Genomic DNA, 23948 nt, shown 5'->3' on the forward strand with positions numbered 1-23948 from the left:
CTCAAGACAACACCTGAGCCAGCGTGAGGTACAACACATTTCCGGCCAGATCATCGATGTCCGCGCCCGCGCCGATCCGGGCATCTCGGGCATTGCCATTGCCGTCCGTGCGCAACCAGAGGAACTCCGCATCGGGCAGTTCCAGGGTGCGTGGCAATGCGGCCGCCACCGCCGCCGGATCGTCCAATCCGTCCAGGCTCACCCGCGCCGGGGTGGCGCGCAGCAGCGGCCAGGCGGCCTCGAAACCCGGGTGCAGCGGGCGGGCGTCCACTTCGGCCTCGGGCACCCACGCCAATTCGGTGCTCTCCAGATTCGCCTCGGTGCGCAGCCGGGTGGCCGCGTCCGCGATAACCGTGGTGTACGTCCAGCCGCTGGCGGCGGTGGCGGTCACCCGCGAGGCCCGCACCCGGATGGATCCGGCGGTGATGCCCGCCTCCTCCTCGGCCTCGCGGACGGCGGCGTGCACGCTCGTCTCATGGCTGTCGCGGGCGCCGCCGGGCAGTGCCCAGGTACCGCCCTGATGACTCCAGGCCGCGCGATGCTGCAGCAGCACCGCCGACCCGCCATCGGCCAGCGGGGCGCGCAGCAACAGTCCGGCAGCTCCGAATCGACCCCACTGTCGGGTGCCATCCGGGCTTTCCGCCCAGCCGTCGCCGTCACCACGCATGCTCGCATCCCATCCTCGGACCCGTGCCGTACAGAGATCCGGGTGTTCCCGCGTCACGGCACAGGTACGTCCACAATAAGCTCATCCGAGTGCTACAAGTCGATCGTCCGGTTTCGGTCAGTGGGAGGTGAACATGGTTCGCACCGAGCAGTTGCGGCTGGACGAGCTGTCCCCCCGCGCGGCCGCGGCGGCCGTGCGCGAACGGCTCTCGACCACCGAGATGCGGCTGTTCGCACAGTCCTCACCGGCCAAATTGATCGCCGTCGGACTGGTGCTGCTGGGCATGTGCCTGGCGGCGGGCGTGGTCACCGCGAGCGCGGTGAACAATCGGCAGCACGCGCTCGATGTGCTTTTGGATCAGAGTGAGCCGGACGCGTACTCGGCCCAGCGGCTGTACACCGCGCTGTCGGTGGCGGACGCCTCGGCGGGCACCGCGTTCATCTCCGGCGGGCTCGAACCCAAGGCCGTGCGCGATCGCTACAACCAGGCGGTCGGCGAGGCCGCGGCCGAACTGGTGACGCAGTCCAATCGCAGTGGCGGAGACGGGGATACGCATCTGCGCACCGGCATCTCCACCGGACTGCCGGTGTACTGCGGCATCGTGGAGACCGCGCGCGCCAACAATCGCAGCGGACTGCCGGTCGGGGCGGCCTACCTCAGCGAGGCGTCGAACCTCATGCAGGGCACCGTGCTGCCGATGGCGCAGGAATTGCAGGAGCATCGCGCCGCCGCCATCACCAGCACCCAGCGCAGTCATGTGCGACCGCCGTGGCCCGCCATCGTGACGCCGCTGCTGGCGGTGGCGGTGCTGGTCGCGGCGCAGTGGTTCCTGTTCCGGCGCTGGCACCGGGTGCTCAATGCCGGACTGCTGCTGGCCACCGGGACCATGGTGGTGCTGCTGGGCTGGACGGTCATCGCCGGATTCATCTCCGCCGTCGACACCACCGACTCCCGCGATTCGGGCAGCATTCCCACCGCGGCGCTCACCGAGAGCCGCATTCTCGCCCAGCAGGCGCGCACCGCCGAAACGCTGAAGCTGGTGCGGCGCGATACCAGCGCCGAATACGACAAGACCTTCGACCAGGCCGTAGGCAAACTGCAGGCCATTCTGGCGGGATATTCCAGCCACGCGCCCGGCGCGACCGAGGTGAAGACCGCGAGTTCGGCGCTGGATCGCTGGAAGGCCGCGCATCAGCGCATGAACGACGCGCTCTCCAAGGGCGACTTCATCGGCGCGGGCGCGGTCGCCACCGGACCGGGCGCGAACGAGGCGACCGCCCAGGTCGACGCCCTCGACACCGCCCTCGGCAACGGCATCACCGATACCCGGAACGAATTGCGCGCCAACACCTCCCACGCCGCGCGCACCCTCGATCTGCTCGCCCCGGGCGCACTGGTGCTGAGCACCGCCGCCGCCGTATTGGTCGCCGCGGGACTGTGGCCGCGACTACGGGAGTACCGATGAACCGACACTCGGCGCTACGAACCATCGGTGTGATCGCGGCCGCGCTCGCGGTCGTGAGCGGCTGCGCGGACGGGGCCGCGCCCGCACCGTCGAGCCATGTGCCCAGCTATATGGAACCGCCGCTGCCCTCGGGAGCCGTTGCGGCACAGACGCAGACGCCGCTGCCGCCATCGGTGGACAACTGTGGGGATCCGACGGCGAGCCTGCGACCGGCGAGCACCGCCGGGCCGAGCGTGGACGCCATTCGCGCGCGCGGGCGACTCCTGGTCGGATTGGATCCGGGCAGCAATCTGTTCAGCTTCCGGGATCCGACCAGCGGGGCGCTCACCGGATTCGATGTGGACATCGCACACGAACTGGCGCGGGATCTGCTCGGGAATCCGGATGCCATCGAATACCGCATTCTCGGATCCGCCGATCGCGAGCGCGCGCTCCAGGAGCACACCGTCGACGTCGTGGTGAAGACCATGACCATCAATTGCGAACGGCGGCAACGGGTCACCTTCTCCACCTCGTATCTGCAGGCCCATCAGCGGGTGCTCACGGTGCGCAATTCCGGCGTCTCCGGGCTCACCGATCTGGCGGGCAAACGACTGTGCGTGGTGCGCGGCACCACCTCGCTGGATCTGGTGCGCATCCAGCAGCCCGCGGTCTCCATACTGACCGTGCCGAGCTGGGCGGACTGCCTGGTGGTGCTGCAGCAGCGACAGGTCGACGCCATCAGCACCGATGACACGCTGCTGGCCGGACTGGCCATCCAGGATCCGGCCATCGAGGTGGTCGGGCCGAACCTCAGCACCGAGCAGTACGGCATCGGAATATCCCAGGGCTCGGACGATCTGGTGCGCTTCGTCAACGGCACCCTGGAACGCATTCGCTCCGACGGCACCTGGAATCGCCTCTACCACCGCTGGCTGGCCACCGAGCTCGGCGACGCCGCCATTCCGCCCGCGCCGAGGTACCGCGACTGATGCACACCCCACAGGAGCCCGACCCGACCCAGGCCACCGAGCGCGTGGCCGAACCCACCCAGGCCACTACGCGGCACGAGGAGGCCGAATCGGCTGCCACCCAGCAGCATTCGGCCTCCGGCACGGCGGTGAGCACCGGGCGCACGCCCACCCGGCCCTCACAGCGCACCGCGCGAATGGCGCGGACGCGCCCAGTGGTGCGACGGCTCGGGGCCGGACTGGTGCCGATTCCGGCGGTGGAACAGGTTGATCCGGAGAAGGCGGTGCTCGCCGATCCGATGGTCGCGGAGGGCCGCCGATTCTGCTGGCGCTGCGGCAAACCGGTGGGACGCGCCACCGCGGCGCATCCGGCCGCCACCGCCGGGACGTGCGAGACCTGCGGTGCGCCTTATGATTTCCGGCCGTCGCTGCAACCTGGGGATCGCGTCGCGGGACAGTACGAGATTCAAGGCTGTATCGCGCACGGCGGACTCGGCTGGATCTACCTGGCCATCGACCGCAATGTCAGCGACCGCTGGGTGGTGCTCAAGGGCCTGCTGCACGCCGGTGACGCCGAGGCGCAGGCGGTGGCTGTGGCCGAACGGCAATTCCTGGCCGAGGTGGTGCACCCGAGCATCGTCAAAATCCACAATTTCGTGGAACATCCGGGCTCGGACGGCTCCCCCGTCGGCTACATCGTGATGGAGTACGTCGGCGGGCATTCGCTGCGCGATCTGCTCGAACAGCACACCCGGCCCGAACGCATGCCGGTCACCGAGGCCATCGCGTACCTGCTGGAAATCCTTCCGGCACTGGACTATCTGCATTCGGTGGGCCTGGCCTACAACGATCTCAAGCCGGACAACATCATGGTCACCACCGACCGGGTGGAACTCATCGACCTCGGCGCCACCGCACCCTTCGAAGCGTACGGAAACCTGTACGGCACCAGGGGATTCCAGGCACCGGAGATTCCGCAGACCGGACCCACCATCGCCTCGGACATCTATACGGTCGGCCGCACCCTGGCGGTGCTCACCCTCGACCTGCCCATGGAGAAGGGCGCGTACGTCGAGGGCATCCCGGCGGCGAAGGATCAGCCGGTGCTGGCCCGGCACCAGTTCTTCCACCGGCTGCTGCTGCGCGCCACCGATCCGGATCCGGATCGCCGCTTCGGGTCCGCGCGACTGCTCAGCGGTCAGCTCACCGGTGTGCTGCGGGAAATCCTCGCGGTCGAGACCGGCAATGAACATCCGCAGCTGTCAACGCTTTTCAGCCCGCCGCGCACCAGTTTCGGCACCGCGGAATTGGTGGCGCAGACCGATGGACTCATCGACGGCGTCGAACGCGGCACCCTGCTGCGTCCCCGCGATGTGGTGGCCGCGCTGCCGGTACCGCTGGTCGATCCGACCGACCCGTCCGCGGCGCTGCTGGCCGGGGCCGCGCACCCCGAGGCCCGGCACGCGCTGGACGAACTGCGGCACGCGCGCCAGCGCGCGGCGGCCGAACCCGGCGGCGCACCGGAGACTTTCGAACTCGAGGTGACCCTGGCCGAGGCGCGCGCCCATCTCGATCTGGAGGAACCGGCCGCCGCCCGTATGCTGCTGCGCCGCCTCACCGATAATGGGGAACCGCCGTCCCAGGATTGGCGCGCGGACTGGTACCTGGGCATGATCGAACTGCTGGAACAGGATTACGAACGCGCCTTCGCGCGCTTCGATGCCGTGCTCCAGGCCATCCCGGGTGAGATAGCGCCCAAACTCGCGCTCGCCGCCACCGCGGAACTCATTCTGCAACACTGGGATTCACCCGATCCGGAGGAATGGCGCGCCTACGCCGAGAACTACTACGCCACCGTCTGGCGCACCGATCGCGGTGTGGTCAGCGCGGCGTTCGGCCTGGCCCGGCAACTCGCCGCCGCCGGGGATACCACCGCTGCCGTGCACGCCCTGGACGAGGTGCCGCCCGCCTCACGACACTATTCCGAGGCCCGGATGACGGCGGTGCTCATGCTGCTGGCCAGCACGCCGGTCGCACAGCTCGACGAAAGCACGCTGCACGTGGCAGCAGCTCGCGTACAGGCGCTGCCGCCCGGCGAGAGCCGCACCGCGCAGCTGCGCATTCTGGTGCTGGGCACCGCATTGGGCTGGTTGCAGGCGGGGAACGCCCCGAAAACGGGTGATGCCAAGATATTCGGCGCACCATTCACCGAACGGGATCTGCGGCGCGGTATCGAAACCGGTCTGCGCGGTCTGGCCCGCTTCGCGCCCGGGCGCACCCACCGGTACGCGCTGGTGGATCTCGCCAACGCGGTGCGCGCCAAATCCTGGTTCTGAGAGCACAGCGGCCCGGTTCCGGGAAGACCGGAAGGCCCCGTGCCGCACTGCGTACCTTCGGAGGCAGCCGAGAGGATCCGGGTACTGGCGAGGGAGGGTCAGTACCCAGCGCAGTTGTGCGTTGGGCGGCACGGGTTCCGGTGGATCCGCGCTCGGGGGGAACCGGATCCGAGTAGCACTCTGGCAGACCGATCGTGATGTTTTGGTGAAGATGCCCGGAAAGCGGCTGCCGCGCTGGTCAGCCCACCAGGCGAGCCGCCGCGCGCGCGATGGCCAACTCCTCGTTGGTCGGCACCACCAGCACCGCGACCTCCGCGCCCGCCGGTGAGATGTACCGGGCGGAGCGATCTTTGGCGGTATTGCGGGCCGGATCCACCTCGATGCCGAAACGCTCCAGATCCGCCAGCGCGGCCGCGCGCACGGCGGCGGCATTCTCACCGACGCCGGCGGTGAAGGTGATGGCGTCCACCCGGCCCAGTTCCACCAGGTACGCGCCGATATAGCGGCGCAGGCGATGAATGTAGACGTCGAACGCGAGTTGGGCCGCGGCGTCTCCGGTCTCGATGAGGCGGCCGAGTTCGCGGAAATCGTTCACCCCGGACAGGCCCTTGATACCGGACTGCCGGTTGAGCAGGGCATCCACATCGTCCACATTCATATCCGCGGTGCGAATCAGATGGAAGATGATCCCCGGATCCAGATCCCCGGACCGGGTTCCCATGACCAGCCCCTCCAGCGGGGTCAGGCCCATCGTGGTGTCGACCGCTTTCCCACCGCGGATGGCGGAGGCGGACGCGCCGTTACCCAGGTGCAGCACAATCTGATTCAGCTCGGACGGGTCTTTACCGAGGAATTCGGCGACCTGCCCGGAGACGTATTCGTGCGAGGTGCCGTGGAAGCCGTACCGGCGCACGCCGTGCGCGGCGGCGACCTTCGCGTCGATGGCATAGGTCTTGGCGGCGGCGGGCAACCCGTGGAAGAAGGCGGTGTCGAACACCGCCACCTGCGGGACATCCGGCAGCAATTCGCGCGCGCTCTCGATGCCCACCACATTGGCCGGATTGTGCAGCGGCGCAAGGGAGGACAGGTTCGCGATGGCCTCGACCACCTCATCGGTGATCAGGGTCGGCTCGTAGAAGACCTCACCGCCGTGCACGACGCGATGCCCGACCGCGCGCAGGCCCTCATCGGCCAGATCGTGGCCGCTCTCGGCGAAGATGTCGAAGACCAGGCGCAAGCCCGCGGCATGATCGGGCACTTCCCCGTCATGCTCGAAAGTCTTGCCGTCACTCTGGTGTTCGATGCTGGGCGAGCCCTCGGCGACCGGTTCGCCGATCCGCTGCACCATCCCGGCCGCGACCACATCGGCCGATTCCGGGTCCAGCAGCTGGTATTTGATCGACGACGACCCGGAATTGATGACCAGGACCTTCACTTCGCCTCCCCCTGCGCCTGAATGGCGGTGATGGCAACGGTATTGACGATATCGGCGACCAGCGCGCCACGCGACAGATCGTTGACCGGCTTGCGCAGACCCTGGAGCACGGGGCCGATGGCCACCGCACCGGCGCTGCGCTGCACCGCTTTATAGGTGTTGTTGCCGGTATTGAGGTCCGGGAAGATGAAGACCGTCGCCTGCCCTGCCACCGCCGAATCCGGCAGTTTGGTGCGCGCCACGGTCGGCTCGATGGCGGCGTCGTACTGGATCGGACCCTCCACCAGCAGTTGCGGTGCGCGCTCGTGCACGAGTTTGGTTGCGGTGCGCACCTTTTCGACATCAGCGCCGGAACCGGATTCGCCCGTCGAGTAGGACAGCATCGCCACGCGCGGATCGATGCCGAACTGGGCGGCGGTGCGGGCCGACGAAATAGCGATATCCGCAAGCTGATCCGAGGTCGGATCCGGCACCACCGCGCAGTCGCCGTACGCCAGCACGCGATCGGCCAGGCACATGAGGAACACGCTGGAGACCGTGGAGACGCCCGGTTCGGTCTTGATGATCTCGAAGGACGGGCGAATGGTGTGCGCGGTGGTGTGCGCGGCGCCGGACACCATGCCGTCCGCGACGCCCATATGCACCATCATGGTGCCGAAATACGAGATATCGGCGAGGTATTCGCGGGCGCGGTCCACCGTCATGCCCTTGTGCGCACGCAACCGCGCGTACTCCTCGGCGAATTCGTCGCGCAGCGGGCAGGTGCGCGGATCGAGCACCTCGGCGGCCTCGATATCCACGCCGAGTTCGGCGGCGCGACCGCGCACCGCCGCCTCGTCACCGAGAATGGTGAGGTCGGCGATCTTGCGCTGCAACACCCGGCCCGCCGCGCGCAGAATGCGATCGTCATCGCCCTCGGGCAGCACGATGCGCTTGCGATCATTGCGGGCGCGTTCGATGAGCTGATACTCGAACATCTGCGGCGTCACGATATTCGGGATGGGAATCTCGATCTGCTGCAACAGCTCTCGCGCGTTCACCCGCTCCTCCATGAGCGCGAGCGCGGTATCCACCTTGCGGATGCTGGACAGCGATACCCGGCCGCGGGTGCGGGCGGCGGCCTTGGCGGTGGCGAAGGTGCCCAGATCCGTGGACAGGATGGGCAGTTTCGGCTTCAGACCCGCCATCAAGCGCGCGATGGACGGCGCGGGCTGCATATCACCGTTCATGATGATGCCCGCCAGCGACGGAAAGCCTTCCGCCTCATGTGCGTTCACCAGCGCCAGCAGCACGTCGGAGCGATCGCCGGGCGTGATGACCGCGACGCCGTCGGTGAGCCGCTCCAGAATGTGCTCGGTGGTCATACCGCCGATGATCACGTCGAGGGCCTCGCGGTGCAGCAATTCCGGGTCGCCGCTGTAGATTTCACCGCCGATGGCCTGGCACAGCTCCTCCATGGTGGGCGCCTGCAACAGCGGCACCTCCGGCAGCGTCCAGGACGGCACCGCGGCGGCCTTGGCCAGCGCGGCGGTATCGGCCTCCAGCTGATCGGGATCGCAGCGATTGGCGATCACCGCCACCAATTTGGCGTGCTCGGAAACGAGTTCGGTGCGGCACAGCTCCACCAGCTGACCCAGTTCGGCGGGCGTGCGCTCGGAACCGCGCACCACCAGCAGTACGGGCGCACCGAGATTCACCGCGATGCGGGCATTGAAGCGCAGTTCGCTCGGGCTCGCGACATCGGTGTAATCGCTGCCCAGGATGAGCACGGCATCGCACTGTTTGGCCATGGCGTGATACCGCATGACGATCTCGCTGATCGCGGCGTCCGGATCGGCGTGCACCTGTTCGTAGGTGACGCCGATGGACTGGTCGTAATCGTCATCGGCGGTGGAATGTTCGAGCAGCAGCTCGAGAATGTAGTCGCGTTCGGTCGCGGATCTGGTGATCGGCCGGAACACTCCGACTCGCGGTGTCGTCGCGGCAAGCGCCTGCAGGACGCCGAGCGCCACCGTCGACTTGCCGGTGTCACCCTCGGGCGACGCGATGTACACACTGGAAACCGGTGAGGCCATAAAACAAGAGCGTACCGACCGGAATATAAAGATTTCCCGGGTGCGGCACCGACGTGCCGAACATCATGCGCCGCCGGTGACGCACCACACCCGGGAAGCGAACTACAGCGCGCGCAGGCGCGGGGCCAGATCGCGCTTGAACAGATCGAGGAAGCGCAGCTGATCGTGACCCGGGGCGTGGAAGACCAGGTGGTTCAGGCCCGCGTCCAGGTACGGCTTGATCTGCTCGACGGCCTGATCCGGATCGCTCGCCACAATCCAGCGCTTGGCGATCTGCTCGATCGGCAGGGCATCGGCGGCGGCTTCCATCTCGATCGGATCGGTGATGGAGTGCTTCTGCTCCGCGGTCAGCGACAGCGGGGCCCAGAAGCGCGTGTTCTCAAGGGCCAGTTCGGGATCGGTGTCGTAGGAGATCTTGATCTCGATCATGCGATCGATATCGTCGACCGTGCGGCCGACCTTGGCCGCGCCCTCGGCGACCGCGGGCATGAGCTTCTCGGTGTACAGGTCCATACCCTTGCCCGAGGTGCAGATGAAACCGTCACCCGCACGGCCCGCGTACCTGGCCACCAGCGGACCACCCGCCGCGATGTACACCGGGATGCCGCCCTTGGGCACGTCGTAGATGGACGCGCCGACGGTGCTGTAGTACTCGCCTTCGAAATCGACGCGATCGCCGGTCCACAGCGCGCGCATCAGATCCACCGATTCACGCAGGCGCGCGAAACGCTCCTTGAACTCCGGCCATTCGCCCTTGTATCCGGTGGCGATCTCATTGAGCGCCTCACCCGAGCCGACACCCAGCATCACCCGATTCGGGTACAGGCAGCCCATGGTGGCGAACGCCTGCGCGATCACGGCCGGGTTGTAGCGGAAGGTCGGGGTCAGCACCGAGGTGCCGAGCAGAATCCGCTCGGTGCGCTCACCGGTCGCGGCCATCCACGCCAGCGAGAACGGGGCGTGCCCGCCATTGTGCCGCCACGGCTGGAAATGATCGCTCACCGTCGCACTGTCCAGGCCGTGCTGTTCGGCCGCGACCGCGATCTCCACCAGCTCTCGCGGACCGAACTGCTCAGCCGACGCCTTGTATCCGAGTTTGAGGTCTGTCACCGCGCCACTCCTTCGCCTTGTGCGCTTGGTCATGCGGGCCAACCTCCCGCGCCGCCGTTCGGATTCCCGGTTTACGGCTCCCTTCGCACCCTAGTCAGCGATGTGGCGGGGGTCGCACCCACCCGACACAACGGGGATAGCGGACAATTGGCCCGTGACCTCTTCCGAAGAACCGATCCTGTCCTACCTGACCGACATGGACGGGGTTCTCGTACACGAGAACCACATGGTGCCCGGAGCCGACCAGTTCCTGGCCGAACTGCGCGATAACAACATCCCGTTTCTCGTGCTGACCAACAATTCCATCTACACCGCGCGCGATCTGCAGGCCCGGCTCCGGCACACCGGACTCGATATCCCGGTCGAATCGATCTGGACCTCCGCGCTGGCCACCGCAACCTTCCTCAAGGAGCAGCGGCCGAACGGAACCGCCTATGTCGTAGGCGAATCCGGGCTCACCACGGCGCTGCACGAAATCGGCTACGTGCTCACCGACAGCGATCCGGACTACGTCGTGCTGGGCGAGACCCGCACGTATTCGTTCGAGGCGATCACCACCGCCATCCGGCTGATCTCGGCGGGTGCGCGATTCATCGCCACCAATCCGGACCCCACCGGACCCTCGCGCGAGGGCATCCTGCCCGCCACCGGTTCGGTCGCGGCGCTCATCACCCGGGCCACCGGCAAGGAGCCGTACTACGTGGGCAAGCCGAACCCGCTCATGATGCGGTCCGCGCTGCGCCGGATCGGCGCGCATTCACAATCCACCGTCATGATCGGCGACCGGATGGACACCGATGTCATCTCCGGTCTGGAGGCCGGTATGCGCACCATTCTGGTGACCACCGGCATCTCCACCCAGGCCACCGTCGAGCAGTACCCGTACCGGCCAACCGCCGTACTGCACTCGGTCGCGGAACTGGTCGGCAAGACCAAGTCCCCGTTCGAGGTCTGAAAGACGCCGCGGTTACTCGGATTCGATGGCTTCGAGCGCGGCCGACAGGTCCGTGAGCGAATCCACGATCCGGGTGAAGCGCTCCATGCCCAACTCGGCCACGAGCCGCGCGGCCCACTCGGCGTGCTGCGGGTTGATCCGCCGCACCGCTGCACGACCCTCCTCGGTACCGGCCACCAGCTTGGCGCGTTTGTGTTGCGGATTCGGGCGATACTCGGCAAAACCCTTCTGCACCAGCAGATCCGCGATGCGCTGCACGCTCTGCCTGGTGATGCCCATCTCGCGGGCGATGCCCGCCACCGGCAGCGGTTCGTGCAGCACCGCGCCCAGCACCTGCCACCAGGCCGCGGTGAGCCCGGCCGGATTGGCCAATTCCTCTGCGATGGCGAGGAATTGGCCGTTCAGCTTGAAAGACGTGATCGCCGCCGTACTGAAGAGTTCCTGTTCGGTGCGGGTCATGCCGTCGCCACGGCGCGGCTCTCCTCGTATTCGGCGAGCGTGAAGAAGCCCGCCGGATCATTCTTGCCGTAGAGCAGGTACCACGCCTCGAGGATGTGCGGTTCGAAGATATCCAGGCGGCCCAGGATGGCGCGGGCGAAATCGACCGGCAGGGTGCCACTGGCGGTGATGAGATCACCGTCGGTCACCGCGGGCTCGTAGACGAAGCCCTCACCACCCGAATATCCGCTCATGGCAAGGTATTCCGCCGCATTGCTGGTGTGCTTGCGGCCATCCAGCAGACCCGCGCTCGCCAGGCCGAAGGTCGCACCGCAGATGGCGGCGACCGGGACACCGGCGGCGAGGAATGCGCGCGCCTTCTCGGCGAAGGCGTTCAGCTCACCGCTTTCCCAGGTGGCCGAGCCCGGCAGGATCAGCATGGCGCTGTCGGCGGGCGAGAGTTCATCGAGGGTGAGATCCGGCGTGACCCGCATACCGCCCATGGAGACGACGGAATCCTTTGTGGCCCCGACGGTTCGGACCTGCCACTCGCCGGGCTCGCGATGCCACAGCGGGCGGTTGATATGCGCGGTGGCGAAACCGGGCTCCCAATCGGAGAAGGTGTCGTATACGGCCAGGTGAACTGTTTTCGTCATGACAGCATCCTGTCATGTTTGACAGTATGCTGTCAATGCTTCGTCCCGAAACGACGAAGGGCCGGAACCATGACGGTTCCGGCCCTTCGAGCTTTACGGTCAGCCCAGTGCGCGACCGAGATCGTTCAACAGATCCTCGACATCCTCGAGACCGATCGAAATCCGCAGCACGCCATCGGAAAGACCAATGGCCGCACGGCCCTCCGGGCCCATGGCGCGATGCGTCGTGGTCGCCGGATGCGTGATCAGCGTCTTGGAATCACCGAGGTTGTTGGAGATATCGATGATGCGCAGGCCGTTGAGCACCTCGAAAGCGCGCTTCTTGGCCGCTTCGGGCTGCGCCTTCAATTCGAAGGTCACCACGGTGCCGCCGCCGGACATCTGGCTCCGGGCCAGTTCGTACTGCGGATGCGACTTCAGGAACGGGTACTTCACCCAGGCCACGGCCGGATGCTGTTCCAGGAACTCGGCGATGCGCAGCGCCGACTCGGTGGACTGGCGCACGCGCAGCGGCATGGTCTCCAGACCCTTGAGCAGCGTCCACGCGTTGAACGGGCTCAACGCCGGACCGGTATGGCGCATAAGGGTTTTCACCGGGCCGTCGATGTACTCCTTCGACCCGAGAATCGCGCCGCCGAGCACCCGGCCCTGACCGTCGATGTGCTTGGTGCCGGAGTAGACCAGCACATCCGCGCCCAGATCGAAACCGCGCTGCAGCAGCGGGGTGGCGAAGACGTTGTCCAGCACCACCTTCGCGCCCGCCTTATGCGCGAGATCGCACACCGCGCGCACATCGACCAGCGATTGCATTGGGTTGGAAGGGGTTTCGAAGAAGACGGCCTGGGTGGGCACCGACAGCGCCTCTTCCCACTGCGCCAGATCCTCACCGTCGACGAACACGGTCTCCACACCCCAGCGCGGCAGGATCTCATTGGCCACCACGAAACACGAGCCGAACAGGCTGCGCGCGGCCACCAGGCGATCACCCGCGGCGAGCAGCGCGCCCAGCGCGGTGAACACCGCGGACATACCGCTCGCGGTGGCGAAGCACGCCTCCGCGCCGTCCAGCAGGCGCAGACGCTCTTCGAACATGGCGACCGTCGGATTGCCGTAGCGCGAGTACACGAAGTGCTCGATCTCGCCGGTGAACGCGGCCTCGGCGGCCTCGGCGCTCTCGTAGACGAAACCCGAGTTCAGGAACAGCGCCTCGGAGGTCTCGTCATAGCCGGAACGGCGCGTACCACCGCGCACACCCAGCGTGGCCGGGCCGACGCCCTCGGGCAGCGGCCGCTCGAACGAACCACCGGTGATCATGACTGCCTCCACGGAAGCCCATCGGCGCGCCAGCCTTCGCTGCCGCGGTGACCCTGCGCGTCCAGCGCGCCTTCGAAACCCTCGAGGACATTGAAAGAAGGGGAGATGCCGATCGCCGTGGCGGCGGTGGCCGCGCCGATGGAGCGCTGGCCGGAGCGACAGATGAAGATCACCGGCGCTTCCGAATCCGCGGCGCGCTCACGCAGAGCCTGCTGAAGTTGGTCCGTGAAGCGCGAATTGGGGGTACCGCTGGTGTCCACCCATTCGATCAGCGCGGTCGGCCGCCCGATGCCATTGGTATCGGGGACACCGACGAAACGCCATTCGGCTTCGGTGCGCACATCTACCAGCACCGCATCCGGATTGTCCCGCAACAGCTCCCACGCCTGCTTCGGCGTGATATCGCCCGCGTAGCTCACTTGTCGACCTCCTGTGAATCCGCACTTGCCGCACCGTTGCCCGATGCGCGGCCAGGTCGTCACCCGGAGCACCCCGCCGCGGAGGAGGGTTGCCGACCAGCCAGCCGGGGCTTGGCGCTGGTACTCATGACCTGGGATGAGATTGACCGAAAAATGGGCTACCTGTCAAACCGTGCGGGGTGTCGCGGCGGATCAGGAATCGCAGACCAGCCACAGACTGCCGGAACGGGTGAAGTGCCAGGTGGAGGTTGATTCCTTCCCGGCCGTATCGAAGGTGACCTGGGCGGTGGCCTTATCGCCGGACACCGCCGGATCGGTGAGTTTCACGAAGTCGAAGGCGGTGCCGTCACCCGCCTTGGCGGGGGCGAGCGGGGAGCGCTCCTCGCTGAATCCGTCGCAGACCACGCGGGGGTCCAGTGTGCCGGTGGCGCTGCGGGATTGGAGGAACTTGCGCGAGGCCAGGTCGAGCCGGTCCGAATCTGTGACATTCTTCTCAACCGGTGAAACCAGGGCGGCCACCACGATTCCGATGATGACCAGCACCAGCACGCCCGCCGCCACCAGGAACGGCAGCAGACTGCGCGCACTGCTCTGATCGATCGGTATCTGCTGGTCGTCGCCTTGTTCCATGACTCGATCATGCCCGGTCACGGCGGTGGCATCGGTCGCGACACCGGCATTCCGGGCTGCTGGACGTCCGCACAGTCGCGCGGCACCGGCGCGGGCGGGGGCTTCCGCCCACCGATAGAATCAGCAGAATTTCCGGACGAAAACGGAAATAGCAGGACCACGCAGCAACGCTGCAGCTTCGGGGATTCCAATGAAGGGCACCCCGGAGCGAGGGCGTCAACTTAGCCTAAGCTAAGAAAGACGGCTGAGACTTGACGGCAAGATAGTTCAACCAAAGGGTGCGCCAAGAATGACCGAACAAGCAGCGACCCGCCCGCTTCGTATAGCGATCGTGGGCGCCGGCCCGGCCGGAATCTACGCGGCGGACGCGTTGATGAAATCCGACGCCGACGTGAGCATCGACCTGTACGAGCGGATGCCCGCGCCGTTCGGCCTGATCCGCTACGGCGTGGCCCCCGACCACCCGCGCATCAAGGGCATCATCACCGCCCTGCACAAGGTGCTCGACAAGCCGCAGGTCCGCCTGCTCGGCAATATCGACTACGGCGTCGACATCAACCTCGAGGATCTGCAGCGCTTCTACGACGCGGTGATCTTCTCCACCGGCGCGAACGCCGACCGCGCGCTCGAGGTCCCGGGCATCGAACTCGACGGCTCCTACGGTGCCGCGGACTTCGTGTCCTGGTACGACGGCCACCCGGATGTGCCGCGCGAATGGCCCCTGGAGGCCGAGAAGGTCGCGGTCCTGGGCGTCGGCAACGTGGCCCTGGACGTGGCGCGCGTGCTCGCCAAGACCGGCGACGAACTGCTGCCGACCGAGATCCCGCCGAACGTGTACGAGGGCCTCAAGCAGAACAAGGCCCTGGAAGTGCACGTCTTCGGACGCCGCGGCCCGGCGCAGGCCAAGTTCACCCCGCTCGAGCTACGCGAACTGGACCACTCGCCGACCATCGAGGTCATCGTCGATCCCGAGGACATCGACTACGACGAGGGCTCCGAGGCCGCACGCCGGCACTCCAAGCAGGTCGACATGATCTGCAACACCCTCGAGCAGTGGGCCATCCGCGACGTCGGCAACCGCCCGCACAAGCTCTTCCTGCACTTCTTCGAGAACCCGGCCGAGATCCTCGGCGCGGACGGCAAGGTCGTCGGCCTGCGCACCGAGCGCACCGCGCTCGACGGCACCGGAAACGTCAAGGGCACCGGCGAATTCAAGGATTGGGACGTCACCGCCATCTACCGCGCGGTCGGCTACCTGTCGCAGAACATCCCCGCCCTGCCGTTCGACGATCAGGCGGGCACCGTGCCCAACGAAGCCGGTCGCGTGCTCATCGACGAGAACGCCGACGGTGCGGCTCGCTTCATGCCGCAGACCTACGTCACCGGCTGGATCAAGCGCGGACCCGTCGGCCTCATCGGCCACACCAAGGGTGACGCCAACGAGACCATCGCCTGCCTGCTCGACGACGCCGCGAACTTCACCGCGGCCGCCGAACCGGAACTCGATGCCGTCACCAAGTTCCTGGAGGACAAGGGCGTCCCCTTCACCACCTGGGCCGGTTGGTACCGCCTGGACGCGCACGAGCGCGCCCTCGGCGAGCCCGAAGGCCGCGAGCGGGTCAAGGTTGTCGAGCGCGAGGACATGCTGCGCGCCAGCGAACCGGACAAGGTTTCCTGATCAACCTGGTTCCCCTCGACTGACCTGGCCCAATCCGACAGGTGGACAAGGTTTTCCGCACTTGTCACCGTTGTGAGGCATGCTGATCACGTGTTCGATGCCCATCTCCACATCTTCGACCCGCGGTTCCCGCTGGCCGAGAACGAGGGCTACCTGCCCGACCCGTACACCGTCGCCGATTATCGACGCCGCATGCAGCGCTTCGATATCGACGGCGGCGCGGTGGTCAGCGGGTCGTTCCAGGGCACCGATACCAGCTATCTCCGGGCAGCCCTCGCCGAACTCGGCGAGGGCTGGGTCGGCGTCGTCAATCTGAACGAGGACGCCACCGACGCCGAGATCCTGGAACTCAACCGCGCGGGCGTGCGCGCGGTCCGGTTCAATTTCAAGCGTGCGGGCGGCGATATCGTCGGGCTCACCATGCTCGCGCTGCGGGCCTACGAGCTCGCCGGATGGCATGTCGAGCTGTACATCGACGGGTCGATGCTCGGCTCGCTCGAACCGGTCATCACCAAACTGCCCAAACTGTCCATCGATCACATGGGCATGTCCGACGATTGCCTGCCCTACCTGCTGAATCTGGTCGACCGCGGTGCCAAGGTGAAAGCCTCGGGCTTCGGGCGCGTCGCCATGAATGTCGGCATGGCGCTGCGCAAGGTGCACGCGGTGAATCCCGAGGCGCTCATGTTCGGGTCCGATCTGCCGGGCACCCGGGCCGGGCGGCCGTTCCTGGACTCCGATATGCGGATCATCTCCGATTCGGTCGGCAACGATCTGCACAAGGTGCTGGACGACAACGCGCGCGCCTTCTACGGACTGCCCGCCAAGGAACGCCGCATCGAGGATCCGACGCCGACCGTGCCGCTGTTCGGACCGGAGTCGCCGACGCTGCGACTACACCGTTCCGAACTGCCGCTGCCGCCGCCGGACACCCTGCCGCTACCGCGGATCGACCCTAGGTCGCGATAGCGGCGATCAGCCAAACACCCGCTGCCAGAAGCGCACCGAACAATTCGACCAGCATGGACAGGCCGACGCCCTTGAGCGCGTGCACCGTCGACCGCCAGGCCGGTTGCTGTTCGCGCAACCGCTGCAACTCCGAAACATAAACTCCCAGAACGAATCCCAGGATCAGCCCGACCACCGGCACCACGAAGAAGCCGATGATGCCGAGCACCGCGCCCAGCAGCAGCGACCGATTCGGCACGCCCGCCTCACGCAGTTTGCGGCCCGGCCAGGTGTATTTGATGATGCCGCTGATCACCAAAAACGTTGCGCAGGCGGCGAATACACCCCACGCCGTGGCACCGCCGGTCATGATCGCCCAGACCAGGATGGCCGCCAGAATCAGGATCACGCCGGGCAGAATCGGCACGATCACCCCGAGCAGGCCGACAAGTATCGCGAGGCCGACCAAGACCTCGCCCGATGCACTCACTGTGGATCCTCCCGCTCGTACTCCCCCGCATTGTCGCTCATCCGGACCCGTCGCGTTATTGTCGTTTGGTCAACACCGGTGTTGTGGCCGGTGCGCTGGAACGATGAACCGAGGTAGGGCGTGAGCACTCCATCCACCGCCAAGCAGGGCCCGCTCGCGGGGGTCCGGGTAGTTGAACTCGCCGGGATCGGCCCCGGACCGCATGCGGCGCTGCTGCTCGCGGATCTGGGCGCGGACGTGGTGCGGGTACAGCGGCCGAACCAGCTGCCCGGCTTCATGGAACGGGCACAGTGGCGCGGGCGCACCATCGTCGAGGCCAATCTCAAGGATCCGGCCGATATCGAGAAGGTGCTCGGGCTGATCGAGAAGGCCGACGTACTCCTGGAGGGCTTCCGGCCCGGCGTCACCGAGCGCATGGGACTGGGACCGGACGTCGCGCTGGAGCGCAATCCGAAACTCGTCTACGGCCGCATGACCGGCTGGGGCCAGTACGGTCCGCTCGCCGATCGCGCCGGGCACGACATCAACTACATCTCGCTCACCGGCGTGCTCAATGCCATCGGGCGCAAGGGCGAACGCCCGGTGCCGCCGCTGAACATGGTCGGCGACTTCGGCGGCGGGTCCATGTTCCTGGTCTTCGGCATTCTGGCCGCGCTGGTGGAGCGGCAGTCCTCGGGTAAGGGTCAGGTCATCGACTCCGCCATGATCGATGGGGCGCTTGCCCTTTCGCACATGATCTGGGGCATGAAGGGCGTCGGCCTCTGGTCCGATGAGCGCGGCACCAACCTGCTCGACACCGGTATGGCGTTCTACGACACCTACGAGACCTCCGACGGCAAGTACATGGCCGTCGGCTGCATCGAACCGCAGTTCTACGCGGAAATGCTGAAGGGCCTGGAGATCGATCCGGAGGGCCTGCCCTTCCAGATCGACCCGAACGGCCAGGACGAACTCCGCAAGATCTTCACCGAGAAGTTCAAGACCAAGACCCGCGACGAGTGGTGGGCCATCTTCGAACACACCGACGCCTGCACCACCCCGGTACTGACCTTCACCGAAGCCGAACAGAACCCGCACATCCAGGCGCGCACCGGCCTGATCGAGATCGACGGCATCGTCCAGCACGCCCCGGCCCCCCGCTTCTCCCGCACCCCGGCCGGCATCCCCACCCCGCCCCCGAACGAGGGCACCCCGATCGAAACCGTTTGGGCCGACTGAGCGATACCCCTTCGCGGGGTAGGCGCTGGCATTCGAATCGAATGCCACCGCCTTTTTTCATAGCCGACAGGCATGGAAGGCGTGATAGCGGTGGCAGATCACAGCACATGAACAGCTATTTAGCTTGAGTAGTGACCTCGCCAACCGATAGCTTCGAACAGCGCCGGGCCGACTGTCCCAGTCGGATTCGGGCCACATCGAAACTTGCAACCATCGGGGGAAATACCATGCTGTCTCGTCGCTCGACCATGCTCGCAACCCGCATCGCCACCCTGTGCGCGCTGCCTGTTGCCGCCGCCGTCATGCTCTCCGGCACCGCCCAGGCCGCCGCGGTCGATGCCCCGGTTCCGGCGACGCAGATCGACGCTCCGGCGGGGCCGGATCTGACCAAGGTGGGTAATGCCGCGCTCGTCGGCGCGGGCATCGGCGCTGTGGCGGCGGGTGTTCCGGCCGCGGTCATCGGCGCGGCCGGTGGCGCGGTCGCCGGTGGCGTCGTCGGCGCGGGTGCCGGATTCCTGGTCGGCATCGGGGCTCCCGCTCTTGCCACCCTGACCGCCGCCGCTGTCGGCTGCGCGACCACCGGTTGCGTTATCGATGTTCCGATCTTCGTGGCCGGTCTGGCCGCCGAGGCAGCGGGGGCGGCCGGTGGCATCGCGCTCGGCGCGGCGATCGGTGCGGTCGGCGGCGGTGCGCTCGGCGCGGCCGCCCTCGGCCTGCCCGCCGCGGCGGTCGGCGCGGGCATCGGCGCCGCCATCGGCGCGGGCGCGGGTGCCGCCGGAGTCGCGGGCTGATCCACGATCCGCGCGCGCCGTACGGAAACGGCGGCGCTGACGAAAGACGAAGCGGCGGCACCCCTTTCGGGTGCCGCCGCTTTCATATGGTCGGAACTGATGCCGACTTCCGTTGTCGGTGATCGGCTTCCGGCCGGGAAGCCGATGGGCCGATCAGGCGGAGGGCTCGACCAGCTGGATGTCGAGTTCGATGGCGATCTTGTCGCCGAGCATGGCGGTGGGCAGGCCCGCGGCGATATTGAACTCGCTGCGCTTGATGGTGCCGGTGGCGGTGAAGCCGGCGTGGTGCTTCTGGTCACCGGGGAACAGCTGGACGCCGCCCCACTCGACATCGAGGGTGACGGGCTTCACGACGCCGCCGAGGGTGACCTCACCGGTTACCTCGAACTCTTCGGCGATGTCGACCGGCTCGGTGACCTTGAAGTGCAGGGTGGACAGGTTGGCGGTATCCAGGATGTCGGCGCTGCGGACGTGGCCGTCGCGCATTTCGTTGCCGGTGTCGAAGGAGTCGAGGAAGATGGTGGCCTCGATGGTGACGGCCTTACCGGCCTCGTCCACCACGAAGGCGGTCTCGAACTTGTTGAAGCGGCCGCGTACCTTGGAGATGCCCAGGTGGCGGGCGGTGAAGTTCACCGAGGAGTGGTTGGCGTCGAGGTCCCAGGAACCGGAGGCCAGGCGGGTCTGCTCAGAAGTCGTCATGTCCACTATTCAAGCGGACCCCAGTCCGGTTAGCCACACCGTCTTGATCCTGGCACTGGCAGGGCTGGGATAACGAAGCCTGGAACAGGCACTATGGATATGTGTCCAGATCCGAGTTCGCCGAATTCCTGATCGCGCGCCGCGCGCAACTGCAGCCCGAAGACGTCGGCCTGCCCGCGGGGCGGCGGCGCCGCACCCCCGGACTGCGCCGCGAGGAGGTCGCCGCGCTCGCCGGTGTCAGCTCGGACTATCTTGCCCGATTGGAACAGGGCCGGGACAGCAACCCCTCCAGCTCGGTACTCGGCGCGATAGCGGATGCCTTGCGGCTCAACGAAGTTGAGCGTCACCACTTCGGCAGGCTCGCCATGAGCATGGAGCAGAAGGCCAGCTGCCCGTCCGCCGGACAGGCCCGGGAACAGGTCTCCGACACCATGCGCGCGGTCATCGACGCACTGCACCCCACGCCCGCCTTCGCCCTCGGGCGCTGGCTCGACATCCTGGCCTGGAATCCGTCCTGGCGGGATTTCGCCGAACCGCTCGGCATGCTCGACGACTCCGTGCACGGCAATTTCGCCAACTACGTCTTCACCCATCCGGATGCACCGAAATACGTCCGGAACTGGTCCGATGCCGCCGATATGCTGGTCTCGGCGCTGCGCAACACGCAGACCCGCTTCCCGGATGACCGCAGTCTGGAAGCCCGCATCACCGCCCTGCAGCGCTATCCGGAATTCGCCCGGCGCTGGCGTGAGCACCTGGTCATCGACTACCGCACGCACGTGCTGATCATCGAACATCCGCAGCGCGGGCAGGTCGAGGTGGAGATCGAATCACTGGATCCGCTCGCCGATCTGACCATCCAGGTCTGGCTGGTCGACCGCCGGAAAGCGCACGCCCCCGGATTGCGGCTGGTCAACGAATAAACCCTCACATTTCAGGCTATTTCGTTCCTCCCGCTCACAAAGGGCGAGCGAACTACAGTTGAAGCCATGGCTCGGAATTGGCCGATGGTCGAACGGGAGAGCGAGCTCGAGGCGATCACCGCCGCACTGACCGGCGATGAATTCGTCGGCGCGGTGCTCACCGGCGACGCCGGGGTCGGCAAGACCACCCTCGCCCGCCTGGCCACCGCGGCGGTGAACGGCAGCACCGGAAATATCCGCTGGGTGGCGGGCACCGAATCTGCCCGCAGCATTCCGCTCGGGGTGTTCGCGCATATGGTCGGGGTGTACACCGCGCACGATCCGGTCACCTTCATGGCCGCCGCGCGCGAAGCGCTGCTCGCGGACGGGCACACCATCATCGGCGTCGACGACGCGCATCTGCTCGATCAGCTTTCCGCCACACTGCTTTTGCAGCTCGCCATCGACAAGGCCGCGCATATCGTCGCCACCGTGCGCAGCGGGGTGCCGGTCCCGGACGCGGTGACCTCGCTGTGGAAGGACGGGCATCTGCTGCGCATCGATCTGTCGCCGTTCACGCAGCGGCAGAGCGTCGAACTGGTGGAGAACATGCTCGGCGGGCAGTTGGAGGGGTTCACCAGCAATCTGATGTGGGAATCCTCCGGGGGGAACGCGCTTTTCCTGCGGCACCTGGTCGAGGGCGCATTGGAGGCCGGGACGCTGCGGCAGGTCAACGGGGTCTGGCAATTGCGCGGAAGGGCCGCTGTCACTTCACAATTGGCGGCGCTGCTGGAGGATCGGGTGGAGCAGCTGCCCGAACCGGTGCTGCGGGTGCTGGAACTGCTCACCTTCTGCGAACCCATCGATTTGGACGTACTCGCCGAACTCACGGGCGAACAGGCCGTCGAAACCGCCGAATCACGCGGTGTCATAAGGATTGTCGAGCACGGGCGGCAATTGCTGGTGCGGTACAACCATCCGCTGTTCGGGGAGGTGATCCGGCGGCGGCTCGGCATCGCCTCGGCGCGGCGGCTGCGCGGGCGGCTGTTCACCTCGCTCAAGGAAAGGCCGATCAACTCCGCCTCCGATCGCATCCGATTGGCCGAATTGGCTTTGGACAGTGATAAATCCGCGGATCTGGAACTGTTCGAGGCGGCCGCCGCCGATGCCATCGGATTGGCGAATCTGCCACTCGGAGAACGCTTCGCCCGCGCGGCCGTGGAGCGCGGCGGCGGCGTCGAGGCGGCGGACCTGCTGGCGCGCGCACTGCTGTGGCAGGGACATCGCATCGAGGCCGAACGCACCCTCGCGGCGTTCGATCCGGATCAGCTGAACGAGGTGCAGCTGGCGCGCTGGGGCTCCACCCGCGTCTCGAATCTGCTGTGGTCCATGGGCGATGCCGACCGGGCCGACGAAGTGCTGGAATCGGTGCGCAGCCGGGCCACCCATCCCAAGATCGTCGCCATCCTGGACGGGGTGGCCTCCGCGTGCGCGGTCAACGAGAACAAACTCGACGAGGCGTTCGCGTACGCCGAACCCGTCATGGCCGCGAAAGACGTTCCGCCCTGGGCGGTGTGGTGGGCGGCGTTCGGTGGCGGACTCGCGCTGGCGCTGATGGGACGCGGGGAGGCAGCGCGGCAGTACGCCGAACGCGGGCATGCCATCGAATCGCATATCGACGGGCTGAACCGATTCATGTCCACGCACGCGGAGGTGCTCGCACTCACCTTCACCGGGGATATGGATGCCGCACGGCGTTGTGCCAGTAGCAATTACACGTACTCCTCGCCCGGGCAGTACCTGGCGTGGGGCATGACCAAGATCCTGCAGGGCACCGTCGACGTCGCGCAGGGGCGGTTTCCCGAAGGCATCGACAATCTCGAACAGGCGCTCGCGGCACTGACCACCGAGGGCAAGGCCGCCTGGATGTTCCCCGCGAGACTGCAACTGGCGGAAGCGTATTCGGCGCTGGGGCGGGCCTCGGAGGCCGCCGAATCCATCGCGGCCGCCGAGGAACGCGGCGGCAGGCACAGCGCGGTGTACGAACCCATGCTGGAGATCGCCAAAGCCTGGCAGGCGGCGGCGGAAGGCACTGCGACACCGGCGATTCGGCTCGCACTGGGCGCCGCCGACGCGGCGGCGCGATCGCATCAGCACGCCATCGAGGCCATGGCGCTGCACACCGCCGCGCGCTTCGGGGATCATTCGGTGGCGGGACGACTCGCCGATCTGGCCGCCCGGGTGGACGGACGGCTGGTGCAGGTGCAATCGCGGCACGCGGTGGCGGTCGCCGCCCACGACGGGGCCGGATTGGATACCGCCGCAGCAGAATTCGAGGCCATGGGGGTATTGCTATCGGCGGCCGACGCCGCCGCGCAGGCCGCGTCCGCGCATGAGCGGGCCGGTGATCGGCGGCGGCTGCTGGAATCGGCCGCCACCGCGAATCGGCTCGCGGCCGCATGCGGTGGGGCGAGTACGCCCGCGCTGCGGCAGTCCGCGCAACCGCTACCGCTCACCGCGCGCGAACGCGAGATCGCGAATCTGGTGGCGGCGGGGCTGTCGAACCGGCAGATCGCGGATCGGCTGACCGTTTCGGTGCGCACCGTGGAGGGGCATCTGTATCGGGCGTGCATCAAGCTCGATGTCACCGATCGCGAGGCGCTGGCCGAGTTGATGCTCGGTGGGGCACCTTCCGGCAAATTGGAGCCGTGAGCTGCCGAAGCATCTTGAAAATGCTTCTACCAGCGATTGTGGGATATATCTCGAGCATCA

21 protein-coding genes and 1 riboswitch are annotated in these 23948 nt (G+C 67.0%); of the genes, 10 read left to right on the forward strand and 11 right to left on the reverse strand.

The features are described 5' to 3' along the window. Position 1: 1 nt before the first annotated feature. A complete protein-coding gene (locus ACFC4D_RS42855) occupies positions 2–667 on the reverse strand; it encodes an NUDIX domain-containing protein (RefSeq protein WP_376072216.1) in 666 nt (221 codons plus the stop codon). A 133-nt stretch (positions 668–800) separates the two neighbouring features. Between ACFC4D_RS42855 and ACFC4D_RS42860 the strand changes: the two genes are divergently transcribed. The 3 genes from ACFC4D_RS42860 to ACFC4D_RS42870 are packed head-to-tail and all read left to right on the forward strand — an operon-like array spanning position 801 to position 5418. Then, positions 801–2132 (forward strand): hypothetical protein, encoded by a 1332-nt coding sequence (locus tag ACFC4D_RS42860; RefSeq protein WP_376072219.1) that lies wholly within the window; start codon positions 801–803, stop codon positions 2130–2132. Then, positions 2129–3103: a glutamate ABC transporter substrate-binding protein gene (locus tag ACFC4D_RS42865; RefSeq protein ID WP_375960921.1), complete on the forward strand. Its 975-nt coding sequence runs from the start codon at positions 2129–2131 to the stop codon at positions 3101–3103. Before ACFC4D_RS42860 ends, ACFC4D_RS42865 begins: the two co-directional genes overlap by 4 nt. Continuing rightward, complete coding sequence (locus ACFC4D_RS42870) at positions 3103–5418, forward strand: tetratricopeptide repeat protein (protein WP_376072221.1); 2316 nt, start codon at positions 3103–3105, stop codon at positions 5416–5418. Before ACFC4D_RS42865 ends, ACFC4D_RS42870 begins: the two co-directional genes overlap by 1 nt. Positions 5419–5656: 238 nt before the next feature. On the opposite strand, the gene ACFC4D_RS42875 is transcribed toward ACFC4D_RS42870, so the two are convergent. The 3 genes from ACFC4D_RS42875 to fgd all read right to left on the reverse strand — a co-directional run bounded on the left by ACFC4D_RS42875 (position 5657) and on the right by fgd (position 10071). Further along, positions 5657–6853 (reverse strand): acetate kinase, encoded by a 1197-nt coding sequence (locus ACFC4D_RS42875; RefSeq protein ID WP_376072224.1) that lies wholly within the window; start codon positions 6851–6853, stop codon positions 5657–5659. Further along, a complete protein-coding gene (pta, locus tag ACFC4D_RS42880; protein WP_375960927.1) occupies positions 6850–8928 on the reverse strand; it encodes a phosphate acetyltransferase in 2079 nt (692 codons plus the stop codon). Before pta ends, ACFC4D_RS42875 begins: the two co-directional genes overlap by 4 nt. Before the next feature lie 102 nt (positions 8929–9030). Continuing rightward, the gene (fgd, locus tag ACFC4D_RS42885; protein ID WP_375960929.1) at positions 9031–10071 is read right to left on the reverse strand and encodes a glucose-6-phosphate dehydrogenase (coenzyme-F420); all 1041 of its coding nucleotides are present in this window, start codon (positions 10069–10071) and stop codon (positions 9031–9033) included. A gap of 163 nt (positions 10072–10234) precedes the next feature. On the opposite strand from fgd, the gene ACFC4D_RS42890 reads away from it, so the two are divergent. Next, on the forward strand, positions 10235–10993 hold the full coding sequence (locus tag ACFC4D_RS42890) for an HAD-IIA family hydrolase (RefSeq protein WP_375963727.1): 759 nt from the start codon (positions 10235–10237) through the stop codon (positions 10991–10993). A gap of 12 nt (positions 10994–11005) precedes the next feature. On the opposite strand, the gene ACFC4D_RS42895 is transcribed toward ACFC4D_RS42890, so the two are convergent. The 5 genes from ACFC4D_RS42895 to ACFC4D_RS42915 all read right to left on the reverse strand — a co-directional run bounded on the left by ACFC4D_RS42895 (position 11006) and on the right by ACFC4D_RS42915 (position 14450). After that, entirely contained in the window at positions 11006–11452 is a 447-nt protein-coding gene (locus ACFC4D_RS42895) for a MarR family winged helix-turn-helix transcriptional regulator (RefSeq protein WP_376072227.1), read from the reverse strand. Next, positions 11449–12087, reverse strand: a complete 639-nt coding sequence (locus ACFC4D_RS42900; protein ID WP_376072229.1) for a type 1 glutamine amidotransferase family protein — start codon at positions 12085–12087, stop codon at positions 11449–11451. Before ACFC4D_RS42900 ends, ACFC4D_RS42895 begins: the two co-directional genes overlap by 4 nt. A gap of 99 nt (positions 12088–12186) precedes the next feature. Then, a complete protein-coding gene (locus tag ACFC4D_RS42905; protein WP_375960935.1) occupies positions 12187–13401 on the reverse strand; it encodes an O-succinylhomoserine sulfhydrylase in 1215 nt (404 codons plus the stop codon). Next, on the reverse strand, positions 13398–13820 hold the full coding sequence (locus ACFC4D_RS42910; RefSeq protein ID WP_375960937.1) for a rhodanese-like domain-containing protein: 423 nt from the start codon (positions 13818–13820) through the stop codon (positions 13398–13400). Before ACFC4D_RS42910 ends, ACFC4D_RS42905 begins: the two co-directional genes overlap by 4 nt. 16 nt (positions 13821–13836) lie before the next feature. Next, a riboswitch (SAM riboswitch) is annotated at positions 13837–13952 on the reverse strand. A gap of 60 nt (positions 13953–14012) precedes the next feature. Then, a complete protein-coding gene (locus ACFC4D_RS42915) occupies positions 14013–14450 on the reverse strand; it encodes a hypothetical protein (protein WP_375960939.1) in 438 nt (145 codons plus the stop codon). 289 nt (positions 14451–14739) lie between these two features. Here ACFC4D_RS42915 and ACFC4D_RS42920 point away from each other — a divergent pair, with 289 nt between their 5' ends. Then, positions 14740–16128 (forward strand): FAD-dependent oxidoreductase, encoded by a 1389-nt coding sequence (locus ACFC4D_RS42920; RefSeq protein WP_375960941.1) that lies wholly within the window; start codon positions 14740–14742, stop codon positions 16126–16128. A gap of 90 nt (positions 16129–16218) precedes the next feature. Further along, positions 16219–17097, forward strand: coding sequence for an amidohydrolase family protein (locus tag ACFC4D_RS42925; RefSeq protein WP_376072232.1), 879 nt, complete (start codon positions 16219–16221; stop codon positions 17095–17097). Here ACFC4D_RS42925 and ACFC4D_RS42930 read toward each other — a convergent pair. Further along, positions 17084–17566: a DUF456 domain-containing protein gene (locus ACFC4D_RS42930; protein ID WP_364649792.1), complete on the reverse strand. Its 483-nt coding sequence runs from the start codon at positions 17564–17566 to the stop codon at positions 17084–17086. The two genes, ACFC4D_RS42925 and ACFC4D_RS42930, sit on opposite strands and share 14 nt — an antisense overlap. 120 nt (positions 17567–17686) lie before the next feature. Between ACFC4D_RS42930 and ACFC4D_RS42935 the strand changes: the two genes are divergently transcribed. Both ACFC4D_RS42935 and ACFC4D_RS42940 read left to right on the forward strand, forming a co-directional pair. Beyond that, positions 17687–18784 carry a CaiB/BaiF CoA transferase family protein gene (locus ACFC4D_RS42935; RefSeq protein ID WP_376072234.1) on the forward strand — a complete coding sequence of 366 codons (1098 nt, stop codon included), beginning with the start codon at positions 17687–17689 and terminating at the stop codon, positions 18782–18784. 227 nt (positions 18785–19011) lie between these two features. Then, positions 19012–19575, forward strand: a complete 564-nt coding sequence (locus ACFC4D_RS42940; protein ID WP_375960947.1) for a hypothetical protein — start codon at positions 19012–19014, stop codon at positions 19573–19575. 153 nt (positions 19576–19728) lie between these two features. Here ACFC4D_RS42940 and ACFC4D_RS42945 read toward each other — a convergent pair whose 3' ends face one another. Continuing rightward, the gene (locus ACFC4D_RS42945) at positions 19729–20274 is read right to left on the reverse strand and encodes a YceI family protein (protein WP_364649801.1); all 546 of its coding nucleotides are present in this window, start codon (positions 20272–20274) and stop codon (positions 19729–19731) included. Positions 20275–20375: 101 nt separating this feature from the next. Between ACFC4D_RS42945 and ACFC4D_RS42950 the strand changes: the two genes are divergently transcribed. Beyond that, positions 20376–21197: a helix-turn-helix transcriptional regulator gene (locus tag ACFC4D_RS42950; protein ID WP_376072236.1), complete on the forward strand. Its 822-nt coding sequence runs from the start codon at positions 20376–20378 to the stop codon at positions 21195–21197. A gap of 66 nt (positions 21198–21263) precedes the next feature. After that, positions 21264–23888, forward strand: a complete 2625-nt coding sequence (locus tag ACFC4D_RS42955) for a LuxR C-terminal-related transcriptional regulator (protein WP_375960951.1) — start codon at positions 21264–21266, stop codon at positions 23886–23888. The last annotated feature ends 60 nt before the right edge of the window (positions 23889–23948 follow it).

Origin of the sequence: Nocardia sp. NPDC056000 (assembly GCF_042269265.1) — a bacterium.
Lineage (GTDB): Bacteria > Actinomycetota > Actinomycetes > Mycobacteriales > Mycobacteriaceae > Nocardia.

What these genes read in the sequence shown, in the direction of transcription:
- pta (WP_375960927.1), bottom strand. Translation starts at nt 8,928, where the DNA reads ATGGCCTCACCGGTTTCCAGTGTGTACATCGCGTCGCCCGAGGGTGAC.
- ACFC4D_RS42900 (WP_376072229.1), bottom strand. Translation starts at nt 12,087, where the DNA reads ATGACGAAAACAGTTCACCTGGCCGTATACGACACCTTCTCCGATTGG.
- ACFC4D_RS42920 (WP_375960941.1), top strand. Translation starts at nt 14,740, where the DNA reads ATGACCGAACAAGCAGCGACCCGCCCGCTTCGTATAGCGATCGTGGGC.
- ACFC4D_RS42905 (WP_375960935.1), bottom strand. Translation starts at nt 13,401, where the DNA reads ATGATCACCGGTGGTTCGTTCGAGCGGCCGCTGCCCGAGGGCGTCGGC.
- ACFC4D_RS42945 (WP_364649801.1), bottom strand. Translation starts at nt 20,274, where the DNA reads ATGACGACTTCTGAGCAGACCCGCCTGGCCTCCGGTTCCTGGGACCTC.
- ACFC4D_RS42895 (WP_376072227.1), bottom strand. Translation starts at nt 11,452, where the DNA reads ATGACCCGCACCGAACAGGAACTCTTCAGTACGGCGGCGATCACGTCT.
- ACFC4D_RS42865 (WP_375960921.1), top strand. Translation starts at nt 2,129, where the DNA reads ATGAACCGACACTCGGCGCTACGAACCATCGGTGTGATCGCGGCCGCG.
- ACFC4D_RS42870 (WP_376072221.1), top strand. Translation starts at nt 3,103, where the DNA reads ATGCACACCCCACAGGAGCCCGACCCGACCCAGGCCACCGAGCGCGTG.
- ACFC4D_RS42860 (WP_376072219.1), top strand. Translation starts at nt 801, where the DNA reads ATGGTTCGCACCGAGCAGTTGCGGCTGGACGAGCTGTCCCCCCGCGCG.
- ACFC4D_RS42940 (WP_375960947.1), top strand. Translation starts at nt 19,012, where the DNA reads ATGCTGTCTCGTCGCTCGACCATGCTCGCAACCCGCATCGCCACCCTG.
- fgd (WP_375960929.1), bottom strand. Translation starts at nt 10,071, where the DNA reads ATGACCAAGCGCACAAGGCGAAGGAGTGGCGCGGTGACAGACCTCAAA.
- ACFC4D_RS42915 (WP_375960939.1), bottom strand. Translation starts at nt 14,450, where the DNA reads ATGGAACAAGGCGACGACCAGCAGATACCGATCGATCAGAGCAGTGCG.
- ACFC4D_RS42890 (WP_375963727.1), top strand. Translation starts at nt 10,235, where the DNA reads ATGGACGGGGTTCTCGTACACGAGAACCACATGGTGCCCGGAGCCGAC.
- ACFC4D_RS42955 (WP_375960951.1), top strand. Translation starts at nt 21,264, where the DNA reads ATGGCTCGGAATTGGCCGATGGTCGAACGGGAGAGCGAGCTCGAGGCG.
- ACFC4D_RS42855 (WP_376072216.1), bottom strand. Translation starts at nt 667, where the DNA reads ATGCGTGGTGACGGCGACGGCTGGGCGGAAAGCCCGGATGGCACCCGA.